Source organism: Lentzea waywayandensis (genome assembly GCF_900115955.1).
GTDB classification, from domain to species: Bacteria; Actinomycetota; Actinomycetes; order Mycobacteriales; family Pseudonocardiaceae; genus Lentzea; species Lentzea waywayandensis.
In genome coordinates this window covers 729,565-741,647 of the sequence record NZ_FOYL01000004.1, presented here as the reverse complement: position 1 = coordinate 741,647, position 12,083 = coordinate 729,565, and the positions used below count along the sequence as shown (strand labels likewise).

Below are 12,083 nucleotides of genomic sequence, written 5' to 3'. Positions count from 1 at the left end.
TGGATGGCGAACGATCCGGAACGACTGGTGACCGACGCGTTGCGGGCGCAGGCGACCAGCACGAATGCCGGATTTGCCGTACCTGTCCCAATTGACGACGAGCGTCCCGCACCCATGTCCGCGTGGTGGGTGCTGGGCCTCGCGCTGCTGTTGGGCCTGGCAGCGGGCACGGTGGCCGCAGTGATCACCCTGAGCTGACCTGTACCGTTGTCGCCGTGACGATTGCATTGGGCCCTGACTGGCTGGACCCCACCGTTCTGCTGAACGGGCTCGGCCCGTACATGCTCATCGGGTTGTGCCTCATCATCTTCGCGGAGTGCGGGCTCCTCGTCGGTTTCTTCCTGCCCGGCGACTCGCTGCTGTTCACGGCGGGTCTCTTCGTCGCGGCGGGCACCATCGACACCCCGCTCTGGCTCGTCTGTGTGCTGCTGACCGTGTGCGCGTTCGTCGGCAACGTCGCCGGCTACTACATCGGCGTGAAGGCCGGTCCGGCGCTGTTCAGCAAGCCGGAGTCGAAGATCTTCAAGAAGGAGTACGTCGACAAGACGCAGGAGTTCTTCGACAAGTACGGCGCGCGCGCCATCGTCCTCGCCCGGTTCGTGCCGATCGTCCGCACGTTCATCACGGCGATGGCCGGTGTCGGCAAGATGGACCCGAAGAAGTACTTCACGTACTCCGCGATCGGCGGCGTGGCGTGGGCCGCGGGTCTGACGATCCTGGGCTACTTCCTCGGCCAGGTCTCGTTCATCAAGAACAACCTCGAGATCACGCTGCTCGCCATCGTCTTCCTGTCGATCGTGCCGATCATCATCGAGGTGATCAAGGCGCGCAAGGAGAAGAAGTCGCTCCTGCAGGAAGAGGCGGACGACATCACCCAGGTCATGCAGGCGCAGCTCCAGGACGACTCGACGCAGGTCATCCCCCGCGTGGAGCGCTGACCAGCACCGAAGCCCGCTTGCTCCGGCAGGCGGGCTTTTTGCTGGCACAGTTAGAATACAGAGCTGTATTGTATTCATATGGTCATCGTTGCGGGGGCGGGTCCGACCGGCTTGGCGCTGGCGTGCGGACTCCGGCAGTTCGGGGTGGACGAAGTGCGGGTCGTGGACGCGGCGGACGGGCCGGCCACGACGTCACGGGCGCTGGGGGTGCAGCCACGCGGCGCGGAGGTGCTGGCGAGGCTGGGTGCGCTGGGCGACCTGCCGGAGAAGGCGATCCGGATGGAGGCGCTGCGCGTCAACGGGAAGAAGCGGCTCGACCTGGCGCCGATGCGCGACGCGGGGGCGTTGATCGCGTCGCAGACGTGGGTGGAGCAACGGCTGCGGGACCGGCTGTCCGAGCTGGGGGTTGCCGTCGAGTGGAACACGCCGGTCGCGTCGGTCCGGGTGCGCGGCGACGACTGGCTGGTCGGCTGCGACGGCGCGCACTCGGCGGTGCGCAAGATCGCGGGGATCTCGTTCGACGGCGAGGCGGTGATGGAGAACTTCCTGCTGCGCGACCTGCACGCCGGCTGGGACCTCGACCGGTCGTCGGTGCACGTCTACCTCGAGCAGGGACACCTGACGGCGATCTTCCCGCTGCCCGGCGACGATCTCTGGCGGGTCATGTCGCCGGACGGCGGGCGGTGGACGCCGGGGCCGATCGGTGCCGTGGACTGGGAGTCGACGTTCCGCATCCACCGGCGGCTGGCCTCGGCCTACCGGCGCGGCAACGTCCTGCTGGCCGGCGACGCCGCGCACATCCACAGCCCGCTGGGCGGGCAGGGCATGAACACCGGTCTCGGTGACGCGGAGAACCTCGCGTGGAAGCTCGCGCTGGTGGTGCGGGGCAGGGCTGCCGCGTCGTTGCTCGACACCTACGAGTCCGAACGGCGGCCGGTCGCCGCGAAAGTGCTCGGGTCGACCACGCCGGCGACGCGGATCTCGATGGGCTCCGGGCGCGTGGCGAGGGTGGCGCGCGGCCTGTTGTTCCCGCTGCTGGGCCTCCCGCCGGTGCAGCGCGGTCTCATCCGGTTCACCTCGCAGCTCGGCGTCCGCTACTCGGGGCCGGTGGGCGGGCCGCGGGTGCCGGCGTTCGCCAGGGTCGGCCGGTGGGTGCTGGCGGGGCCCACCGGGTGCCTGGAGGTGGCGCGGGAACGACTCGGGGACGTCGTGCACCATGAACGCGCCGGCGACACGCTGCTGGTGCGTCCCGACGGGCACCTGGCGTGGCGCGGTCCGTCTTCCCCGGAGAGGCTTTCTGCGTGGCTGAACGAAGTGCTGGGCGCCCCCGCGACCCCGAGGCTGACAACGCGATCCTGACGGCGGCCTTCGAGCTGTTCCTGGAACGCGGCCTCGACGGCACGTCGATCGAGCAGGTGGCCAAACGCGCGGGCGTCACCCGCGCGACGGTCTACCGCCGGTTCGCCACCAAGGAGGAACTGCTGTTCAGCGTGATCGAGCTGCCGCGCGACGTCGCGGCGCTCGATCCCGCGCGGATGGCCGTCTCCTCGGAGGAGGAGATCATCAAGGGCTGGGCCGCGCTGATGTCGACGGGCGAGGCGGTCCAGTTGCTGCGCCGGATCATCGGCGCGTCGGCGGACAACTTCGGGTTGATGCGGCGGTACTGGGAGCTCTTCATCGCACCGCGCCGGGCGGTGCTCAAGGACCTGGTGCGTTCCGGTTTTCCGCCCGGTACCGATCTGGACGTGGTCGTGGACATGGCCGGAGGTGCGCTTTTCTACCGCGCACTGACTCGCCCGGAACACAACACCCCGGAAGAACTGGAGACCTACCTCCACAAGGTGTTGCACCAGGTCGGCTATCGGCCCTAGGTTGCTAGTGGTCTGGACCACCTGGGTGGAGGCCACCGATGTCGTTGTTCCGCAAGGGAGTGGCGGTCACCCTGGCCGCGCTGTCCGTCTCAGTTGGCATCGGTGTCGCCGATGCCTCGCCCAAGAAGATCGTCGGCGCCTACTACGGCAACTGGTACAGCGGCTCGAAGCCGATCTCGTCGATCCCCTCGACCACACCGATCACGCACCTGTTCTACGCGTTCGCGCTCATCGACAACGGCAAGTGCGTGATGCCGGCGGAGACCGCGGCCAAGGACTTCGCGGACATCCGGGATCTCAAGAAGCGCAAGCCCTCGTTGAAGGCGCTGATCTCACTGGGCGGCTGGGGTGCGGGCGGGTTCTCCGACGCGGCACTGACTCCGGCCTCGCGCAAGACGCTCGTTCAGTCCTGTGTGGACCTTTTCTTCGAGGACGGGACCTTCGACGGCATCGACATCGACTGGGAGTTCCCGGTCTACGGCGGTCCGACGGAGATCACGGATCGTCCCGCGGACAAGCGCAACATGACGCTGCTGACCCGCGACTTCCGCAAGGCGCTGGGCTCGCGCAAGCTCGTCACCGCCGCGCTGCCCGCCGGCCGCCTGCAGACCGACGGACCGTACGACGTGGCGAAGTCGTTCGAGCTGCGCGAGCTGTCGCAGATCATGGACTTCATCAACGTCATGACCTACGACCTGGGCACCGGTTTCTCGCCCGTGTCCACGTTCAACGCCGGTTTCCGCGAGGTCGCCAACGACCCGATGCCCGCCGCCGACCGCAAGTGGAACAACGTCGTCGGTGCCATCGACTACTACCAACGGCACGGCGTCTCGCCACGCAAGATGGTGCTCGGCACGCCGTTCTACGGCCGTGGCTTCAACGTGAAGACCGAAGGCCCGCAGCACGGCCTCTACCAGGCCTACGACAGCGCGTTCTGGGTCGACGGCTACGACGAGGCGTTGAGGCTGAAGGCGACGCCGGGCTGGAGGGAGTACTGGCACCCGGTCGCGCAGTCGCCGTGGCTGTACAACGCGGCCGAGAAGAAGTTCGTGTCGTACGAGAACCCGCGGTCGATCGGGATCCGCGCGGACTTCGCTCGCGCGCGTGGTCTGCTCGGCACGTTCATGTGGGAGCTCGGGCACGACGACGCCCAGTACTCGCTGCTGAAGGCCATGTCCCGCTAGGTGATGCATCAGGCAGAGAACCGAATCGCGTTGCTGCGCCAGGCTTTGCGAAGCCGGGACGCGTGGCAGGTGTCGGCCGCCCTGAAGTACGTCGCCGAGAGACTGGATCCCGAGCAACGCGCGGCGCTGGTGCCCGATCTCGTCGAGCTGTGCGCCAGCCCGCTGTGGGCGTCCGACGCACGCGAGGTCCTCGAAAGGATTTGAGTCTCACGTAACGTCAAGGTGTTGGTTGAACGGCATGACCGACACCACTCGACGTGAAGTGCTGGGATGGCTGGCCGGACTCGGTGCGGCGGCGGGCATCGGCCTGCTGCCCGGCCGTGCCAGTGCCTCCGTGGGCGTCACCGCGTTGCGCGACGTCACGCTCATCGACTCGTCCGGCGTTCGTTCTGGCACGACGATCGTGCTGGCGGACAACGAGGTTCTCGCGGTCGGCTCGTGCGACCTGCCGTTGCCGCGCGGCTCCACGGTGCTGGATCTCGCCGGCAAGTTCGTTATCCCCGGCCTGTGGGACATGCACGTGCACGGCGCGTACATGGACCGGATCACGTTGCCGCTGTGCCTGGCGAACGGCGTGACGGGCATCCGCGAGATGTGGGGATTCCCGCCGATCTACGAGCTGCGCGAACGGATCGAGCGCGGCGAGGTCCTCGGGCCTGAACTGGTCGTCGGCAGCACGATCATCGACGGCCCGCACTCGACGCTGCCCGGCGCGTTGATCGTCAGCACGCCCGACGAGGGGCGTCAGGCCGTGCGGGACGCGAAGACGCAGGGCGCGGACTTCGTGAAGGTCTACTCGTACCTGGACCGTCCGACGCTCGCGGCCATCGCGGACGAATGCTCGAAGCAGGCCATCACGTTCGCCGGGCACTGCTCGAACCACGTGGCGCTGGGTGACGCGAGTGACCTGGGGCAGCGCACGTTCGAGCACATGTACGGCCTCCCGCTCGCCACGAGCACGAGGGAAACCCAGCTGCGCCAGGCGATCGCGGACCTGCCGCTCGATCCGGCGAACTCGTTCGCGTGGTTCCGGCAGGTGCTGGAGTTCGAACGGCAGGCAGCCCTGTCGCACAGCCGAGCCAAGGCCGCACAACTCGCGAAGCGGTTGCAGCGCAACAACTCCGCCCTGGTCCCGACGATGGTCGCGATGCGGGTGTTCGCCAGCCCGCTGGACCGGTTCGCGAACGACCCGCGGATGAAGTACATGCCCGCGTTCTACCGGGACTTCTGGCGCGACGGGCTGAAGAACTGGGCTCCGGTGACCGAGCAGGAGATCAGGCACCAGGCCGAGTTCCTGCGACGACGCATGGACCAGGTCGCCGAGATGCACGCTCACGGCGTCGAGGTCCTGGCCGGCACGGACGCGGGCAACCCGTACACGTTCCCCGGTTTCTCCGTGCACGACGAGCTGGAACTGCTGGTCGAGGCGGGCCTGTCACCCAAGGCGGCGCTGAAGGCCGGCACGCGGGACGCCGCGGTGAAGCCCGGTGTGGCCGCGAACCTCGTCGTGCTGGACGGCAATCCGCTCAAGGACATCCGCAACACGCAACGGCTCCACACCGTGCTGACCCGAGGCAAGGTCCTCGGGCCGGCCGAACGGCAGAAGATGCTCGCGGACGTGGAGAAGGCCGCTCAGGAACCGTTCCCCACGGCCGTAAGCGCCTGTTGCTAAAGGCTGAACATCGAACCGGGGTTGAACAGGTTCTCCGGGTCCAGCGCGCGTTTGATCTCGCGGTGGACCCGGAGCCCGACCGGCCCGATCTCCTTCGCCAGCCACTCGCGCTTGATCTTGCCGATGCCGTGCTCGCCGGTGACCGTGCCGCCGAGCGAGAGCCCGACCGCGAGGATGTCGTCGAACGCCTTCCGGGCGCGCGCGAGCTGGTCGGCGTCGGCGGGGTCGTAGACGATCGTCGGGTGCATGTTGCCGTCGCCCGCGTGGCCGACGACGGCGATCTTCAGGCCGACCTCCGCGGCGATGTCCTCGCAGCCCTGGATGAGCTCGGCGATGCGGGTGCGAGGCACGCACACGTCGTCCGTCAGCCACGAGCCGTAGACCTCGAGCGCGGTGAGCACGGCCCGGCGCGCGGTCAGCAGGTCGCGGCCCTCGTTGACGTCGTGGGTCGCGTAGACGAGGTCGGCCTCCAGGCAGATCTCCTCGATCTTCTGGAGCTCGTGCCTGGCCTGCTCGCCGCCCGCGTCGGACTGGCAGATCAGCAACGCCGCGCAACCGGGCCCGGCGCCGAGCTCGGTCTTCAGGTACTGCTCGACGGCCTCGATCGAGGTGCGGTCCATGATCTCCATCAGGGACGGCACCAGGCCCTCGCGGACGATCCGGCTGACCGCGGCGCCGGCCGTGGCGGTGCTGCTGAACGCGGCGACCAGCGTGGCGGGTGCCTGCGGGAGGGGCTTGAGGGCGAGCGTGGCCTTGGTGATCACGCCGAGCGTGCCCTCGGAACCGATGAAGAGCTTGGTGAGGTCGTAGCCCGCGACGCCCTTGACCGTGCGGCGGCCGGTGCGCAACACCTCGCCGTCGGCCAGCACGACCTCCAGGCCGAGCACCGAGTCGGTGGTCACGCCGTACTTCACGCAGCACAGGCCACCGGCGTTGGTGGAGAGGTTGCCGCCGATCGTGCACCAGTCGTAGCTGCTCGGGTCCGGCGGGTAGAACAGGCCGTCCTTCTCGACGGCGCCGCGCAGGTCGAGGTTGACCACGCCGGGCTCGACGACGGCCAGGCGGTTGTCGGTGTCGATCTCCACGATCGCGTCCATCTTGGTCGTGACCAGCACGACGCAGCCCTCGATGGCGTTCGCGGCCCCGGACAACCCGCTGCCGGCGCCACGAGGAACGATCGGGACGCGATGGCTCGCGCAGGCTCTCACCACGGCCTGGACCTGCTCGGTGTTCAGCGGGAACACCACCGCCAACGGGCTGCCGTGCGGTGCCAACGGCATCATGTCGCGCTGGTAACTCGCGGTGACGTCGGCATCGGTCAGGACACCGGAGTCGCCCACGGCGGTGCGGAGTTCGGCGATCAAGCTCTCCATACTCGCCACGCTAGTGGGCTGGCTGGGCACATTGGCGGTGAATTCACGCTCAGCAGGGCGCCTACCGGCACCGTACGTCCAGTACGCGGACGCGGGGGGCGGGCACCGCGAGTCAGGTGTCTGACCGCGAATTCCCACGGCAATGTGCCGAACCAACCCACTAGTCCGATTCGACTGGTTCACTCGATGGTGATCTCAGCAGAAGGGAGTTCACGCAGTGACTCAGCGTGCTCAATCCAGATTTCGCCAACCCGTTAACCCGATGTCGCCGTGCCGCTCGCACGGCACGACGTAGGCTGGCTCACCGTGGCGCATGCTTTCGCCTCGCTGGAGACCGCGGGTCCGGTGGCCGTCTGGGTCATCGTGCTGAGCTTCATCTTCGTCGAGTGCGCTTTCATCTTCGGGCTGTTCCTGCCCGGTGACTCGCTGCTGTTCGCCGCCGGCGTGGTGCTGGCGACGCACAACAGCGAGTTGTCGGCATGGCTGCTGTCCCTCGCGGCTCTGATCGTGGCCGTCGTCGGCAACCAGGTCGGTTACTTCATCGGCCGAGGTACCGGCACGCGCATGCTCGCCCGCAAGGGCGGCAAGGTGCTGAACCGGCAGAACCTGAAACGCGCGGGCGACTTCCTCGACCGGCGCGGATTCTGGGCTGTCGTGCTCGCCCGCTGGATCCCGTGGATCCGCACGCTGGCACCGGTGATCGCCGGTGCCGCGCGGATGGACATCCGCCGGTTCACGCTGGCCACGACCATCGGGGCCATCGCGTGGGTACCGACGCTGGTGCTGGCCGGCTACTACGGTGCCGGCATCCTGCAGCAGTTCCCGTGGCTCGAGACGGCGGCGATCGTCGTCAGCGTCGCGTTCTTCCTCGGCGGCACCGGCTGGGGCATCTGGCGCTACCGCCAGGAGATGAAGAAGCCGATCGACGAGACCGTCGACGTCGCGTCCTAGATGAACTTGTGTGACGCGTTCTCGTAGTAGGTGTTGACGAGGTTGCGGCAGGTGTTGGCCGGGACCGTGTCGTACTTGCCGCCGTAGTTGCTGTTGAAGTACACGCGGATGTCCCGGTTGGTCGTGTTGCACGCCGACGCGGCGTTGTTCTTGACGCACTGCAGGTAGCCCGCCGCGCTCGGCTTCTTGAACTCGTAGCAGGTCGGCTGCGAGTCGCCGTAGTTCGCGATGTTCCCGGTGAAGTCCGAGAGCGATCCGCCGAGGTTGCTGAAGTGGTACAGGCAGATCTCGTTGTCGTTGCACACGCCGTCGCGGGCCGCGGCCGAGGCGGCGGGCGTGGCGACGGCGACGGCCACGGCGGCGAGTGCGCCGGCGACGACCGTCCTGGCGAGTTTCCTCGAGAAGTTGTTCATGTCGTTGATGGTTGCGAGAACGCAAGGACCTCGACAGCGACAACTTCTACGATGAGCCCCCACATTCGGCGAGGTGCTGCCGCAGGCTCGCCTGGCGTCTCAGATCGCCGTGCCGCTCGGCGATGCCGAGTCCTCGGCGCAACGTCTCGGCCGCCGCCGCACGGTCCCTGCGCAGCAGGTGCACCAGCCCCAGCTCCTCCAGGCACGCCGCCTCGCCGGTCGGGTCTCCTCCCTCGCGGAACAGGTGCATGCTCCGGGCCAACGCCGTCGCGGCGTCCTCGGCCCGGCCGCATCGCCGGTGCAGCGCGCCGATCCGGTGCAGCACACCCGCGCACGCGCGATCGTCGCCTTCGAGAGAGCTGAGCCGCAGGCTGTCCTGGTAGCACCGGAACTCGCGCTCGTGGTCGCCGCTCTTGCCGTACGCGCTGCCCAGGTGTTCCAGGACCGCGGCCTCGACGCACTTCAGCCCCAGCTCGCGCGCCACAGCGAGACTCTCCTCACCGGTCTCGACGGTCTCCATCACCTCGCTGAGGTTGGTGAGGCAGACCGCCACGCCGTTGGTGTCGCCCAGCTCCCGGAACGAGGCCAGGGCGCGGCGCAGGTGGCCGACGTCGCGCAGCGCGACGCCCAGGTCCATCTCGACGATCGCCCGCGTCAGCGGGTCGCTCGCCGCGGGCAACGCCAGCCCGCACAGCTCGGCCCAGTCCGCGCGATGGCCGCGGCCCAGGTAGTACGGGAACAGGCCGATCGCGAGCCGGACCAGGGCCCGAGCCGGCACACCGGGCGTCCGGCAGAGGCCGAGCAGGTGCGGGCGGTGCTCGTCGAGCCACGCGAACGCCGCCGCGGCCGTGGTGAAGTCCGGTGCGCCCGCCGCCCACGCCGGGCCGGCCCAGGTCCCGCGGAAGCTGTGCGGCACGGCCAGCGCCACCGACCGCCACGCCACCGCGACGAACAGGTCGGCGACCCGGCCCAGCGCCTCGGGATCCGCCGGCTGTTCCCGCGCGTAGGTCCGGACGAGGTCGTGCATCCGGTAGCGGCCGGGTGTCGTGGCCTGCACCAGATGCAGGTCCGCCAGCCGTTCCAGCACCAGTTCGGCGGCGAGCCCGTCCACGTCGAGCAGCCGGGCGGCGACCGGCAGCGACACGTCCTCGAAGACGCCGAACAGCGTGAACGCGCTCTGGTCCGCCGCGTCCAGCTGGTCGACGGACACGGCGAAGCTCGCCCGGATTCCCGCGTCGTCACGGTCCAGCTCGTCGAGCCTGCGCACCGCCAGCCGACGCGCGAGGTGGGCGAGCGGCCAGGCCGGGCGGGACGCGAGCCGGGCGCCGGCGAGGTGGACGGCGAGCGGCAGCCGTCCGCACTGCTCCACCACCTGCACCGCCGACGCGGGGTCGGCGCCGGTGCGTTCCGGTCCCGCGTAGGCCGCGAGCAGGTCGAGCGCCTCGCGTTCGGGCAGCACGTCCAGCCTCAGGTGATGGGCCTGCGGCAGAGTGTCCATGGCCCGGCGGCTGGTCACGACCGCCGCGCAGCCGACGGTGCCGGGCAGCAGCGGCTGGATCTGGCCGACCGTCGCCGCGTCGTCGAACACGAGCAGCACCCGCCGCCCGGCCAGCGCGGACCGGAACCGCGCGGCCGTCTCGGCCAGCGTTCCGCCGTGATCAGGCCGGCCGAGCGCGCGCAGCAGCTGACCCAGCGCGTCCTGCGGCGCGAGGCTCGCGCGCAGGTCGAGGTAGAGCTGGCCGTCGGGGAAGAGGTCACCGACGCGATGGGCGACGTGCAGCGCGAGGGACGTCTTGCCGACGCCGGCCATTCCCGCGACGACCACCACGCCCGACCGTTCCACCAGGCCGGTCAGCTCGGCGACCTCGGCCTCCCGCCCGGAGAACCGCACCGGCGCGGCGGGCAGCTGCCGGACCGGTGCGCACGGGGCGCTACGAGGTCTCGGCGTGCGGGCGGCGGCCGCGGCGAACTCGGCCCGCTCGTCCGCACACAGGCCCAGTGCCTCGGCGAGCCGGAGCACCGTGGCGCGATGTGGATGACGGCGGTCGCCCCGTTCCAGGGAACCGATGGCCTGACCGCTCAGGCCGGCCTTCTCGGCGAGCGCCTCCTGGGTGAGTCCGACGGCGATTCGGTGATGGCGTAACAGGATTCCTAGCGCAGAGTCCACGGTTCATCCCCCCGCGGCAATGCACGCACGGGCCGCCGATCCGGTTGCCTACAGGACTTCGGTGATCAGCAGATCGGCCGATCCCTTGGACGAGTTCACCATCAACGCGTTGACGTGGTCCGTGCCGTGCAGCACGCGTTCCTCCGCCTCCGACAGGGTGCGCCCGTACCGCAGATGGCGGTCGATCAGCCGTTGCACGCGCACGTCCTCGTCGATGAACAGGAACCACGCCTCGTCCAGGATGATCCGGACGCGTTTCCACTTGTCGTAGTTGAGCAGCAGGTAGTTGCCCTCGGTGACGACGAGCGGGACGTCCGGGTGCACCGGCACGGCGCAGGCGACCGGTTCCTCGATCTCGCGGCGGAACTCCGGCGCGTAGATCATGTCCGGCCCGCAGGCCTTGATCCGGCCGAGCAGGTCCACGTAGCCGGGGATGTCGAACGTGTCGGGCGCGCCCTTGCGTTCCACCAGCCGAAGCCGTTCGAGCTCGCTCTGCGCGAGGTGGAAGCCGTCCATCTCGACCAGCACGGCCTGGCCGTCGAGGGCCTCGACCAGCCGCCGCGCGAGTGTCGACTTGCCCGAACCGGGTGCGCCGCCGATGCCGAGAATCTTGCGCTCACCCTGATCCGTGAGCACTCGAGCCCGTTCTAGCAGCTCGTCGAACCTGACCTGCTGTCCTGCCACCGCGCCAGCCTCTCAACCCAGTCCCCGACCGCACCGACGCGAACGGCGGCCGCCTCCGAAGCGAAGCCGATGGCAGCCACCGGGTCCGCTCCTGACGCGAGCGCGTAGGCGTACGCGCCGTGCCAGACGTCGCCGGCACCGTTCGTGTCCTTCACCTCCACCGCGGGCACGGGCAGCTCGCCGGACGAGCCGTTCCGGGACCAGGTGACCGGCTTCGCACCCTGCGTGCGAATGACCAGCGGCACCCCGTAGGAGTGCACCTCGGCCTCGGACCGCTCGAACCCGTGAGAGCAGGCGGCCACGTCCACCAGCGGCAACAGGTGATCGAGGACAGGTTTCCAGCTCCCGGCGTCGAGCACCACAGGCAATCCCATGGCTTTCGCCTGCCGGGCGACGGGGATCACCAGGCCCTCGTGGTGTCCGTCCAAGAGCACCACGTCCGCGGCGTCCAGAAGATCAGACAAATCCGGCGCCTCCACCGGCACCGACGCGTTGCGGGAAACGACCGTGCGCTCCCCATCAGCGTCTCTGACGACGACCATGCTCACGGGTGTCGTGCCCGGCACTGCGGTCACTTGAACCGGTTCCAAGGAAGCCCGGACAAATTCACCCAGTGCGTCGGCACCCAACGCGGTGAGCAACGCCGCCCGGCCGCCCAGTGCCGCGACCGCACGGGCCGCGTTGGCCGCCGGACCGCCGGGCGACAGCACCGCGCCGAGCGAGCGGATCTTCTGGCCTGGTTCGGGGAAGGCGTCCACCCGTTGGGTCACGTCGAGAGTTGTGAGCCCGACACACAGCACGGCTGCCATCTGGGCTTCCTCCAAACGGGT

Annotated in this window: 13 protein-coding genes; 8 read left to right on the top strand and 5 right to left on the bottom strand. The window is 69.2% G+C overall.

Annotated elements, in window-relative coordinates; all coding sequences use genetic code 11:
• Positions 1-3: 3 nt before the first annotated feature.
• The 7 genes from BM417_RS46850 to BM417_RS19255 all read left to right on the top strand — a co-directional run bounded on the left by BM417_RS46850 (position 4) and on the right by BM417_RS19255 (position 5,665).
• Positions 4-198, top strand: coding sequence for a hypothetical protein (locus BM417_RS46850; protein ID WP_143138708.1), 195 nt, complete (start codon positions 4-6; stop codon positions 196-198).
• Between the two features lie 23 nt (positions 199-221).
• The gene (locus BM417_RS19280) at positions 222-938 is read left to right on the top strand and encodes a DedA family protein (RefSeq protein WP_245822029.1); all 717 of its coding nucleotides are present in this window, start codon (positions 222-224) and stop codon (positions 936-938) included.
• Between the two features lie 78 nt (positions 939-1,016).
• Positions 1,017-2,297: an FAD-dependent monooxygenase gene (locus BM417_RS19275; RefSeq protein ID WP_093595585.1), complete on the top strand. Its 1,281-nt coding sequence runs from the start codon at positions 1,017-1,019 to the stop codon at positions 2,295-2,297.
• Positions 2,240-2,809, top strand: a complete 570-nt coding sequence (locus BM417_RS49870) for a TetR/AcrR family transcriptional regulator (RefSeq protein WP_177320488.1) — start codon at positions 2,240-2,242, stop codon at positions 2,807-2,809. Before BM417_RS19275 ends, BM417_RS49870 begins: the two co-directional genes overlap by 58 nt.
• Before the next feature lie 38 nt (positions 2,810-2,847).
• Positions 2,848-3,993 carry a glycoside hydrolase family 18 protein gene (locus BM417_RS19265; RefSeq protein ID WP_093595580.1) on the top strand — a complete coding sequence of 382 codons (1,146 nt, stop codon included), beginning with the start codon at positions 2,848-2,850 and terminating at the stop codon, positions 3,991-3,993.
• 3 nt (positions 3,994-3,996) lie between these two features.
• A complete protein-coding gene (locus tag BM417_RS19260; protein WP_143138707.1) occupies positions 3,997-4,197 on the top strand; it encodes a hypothetical protein in 201 nt (66 codons plus the stop codon).
• 34 nt (positions 4,198-4,231) lie between these two features.
• Entirely contained in the window at positions 4,232-5,665 is a 1,434-nt protein-coding gene (locus tag BM417_RS19255; protein ID WP_093595575.1) for an amidohydrolase family protein, read from the top strand.
• Here the strand turns inward: BM417_RS19255 and BM417_RS19250 are convergent.
• A complete protein-coding gene (locus BM417_RS19250) occupies positions 5,662-7,038 on the bottom strand; it encodes an FAD-binding oxidoreductase (protein WP_093595573.1) in 1,377 nt (458 codons plus the stop codon). The two genes, BM417_RS19255 and BM417_RS19250, sit on opposite strands and share 4 nt — an antisense overlap.
• Positions 7,039-7,344: 306 nt before the next feature.
• On the opposite strand from BM417_RS19250, the gene BM417_RS19245 reads away from it, so the two are divergent.
• Positions 7,345-7,989 carry a DedA family protein gene (locus BM417_RS19245; protein ID WP_093596260.1) on the top strand — a complete coding sequence of 215 codons (645 nt, stop codon included), beginning with the start codon at positions 7,345-7,347 and terminating at the stop codon, positions 7,987-7,989.
• Here BM417_RS19245 and BM417_RS19240 read toward each other — a convergent pair.
• Genes BM417_RS19240 through BM417_RS19225 form a run of 4 tightly spaced genes read right to left on the bottom strand, consistent with a single transcriptional unit; the run spans position 7,986 to position 12,062 of the window.
• Positions 7,986-8,402, bottom strand: coding sequence for a peptidase inhibitor family I36 protein (locus BM417_RS19240; protein WP_093595570.1), 417 nt, complete (start codon positions 8,400-8,402; stop codon positions 7,986-7,988). The two genes, BM417_RS19245 and BM417_RS19240, sit on opposite strands and share 4 nt — an antisense overlap.
• A 46-nt stretch (positions 8,403-8,448) precedes the next feature.
• Positions 8,449-10,569, bottom strand: coding sequence for an ATP-binding protein (locus BM417_RS19235; protein ID WP_093595568.1), 2,121 nt, complete (start codon positions 10,567-10,569; stop codon positions 8,449-8,451).
• 48 nt (positions 10,570-10,617) lie between these two features.
• The gene (locus BM417_RS19230) at positions 10,618-11,205 is read right to left on the bottom strand and encodes a nucleoside/nucleotide kinase family protein (RefSeq protein WP_245822002.1); all 588 of its coding nucleotides are present in this window, start codon (positions 11,203-11,205) and stop codon (positions 10,618-10,620) included.
• 11 nt (positions 11,206-11,216) lie between these two features.
• The gene (locus BM417_RS19225) at positions 11,217-12,062 is read right to left on the bottom strand and encodes a PfkB family carbohydrate kinase (protein ID WP_093595562.1); all 846 of its coding nucleotides are present in this window, start codon (positions 12,060-12,062) and stop codon (positions 11,217-11,219) included.
• Between the last annotated feature and the right edge of the window lie 21 nt (positions 12,063-12,083).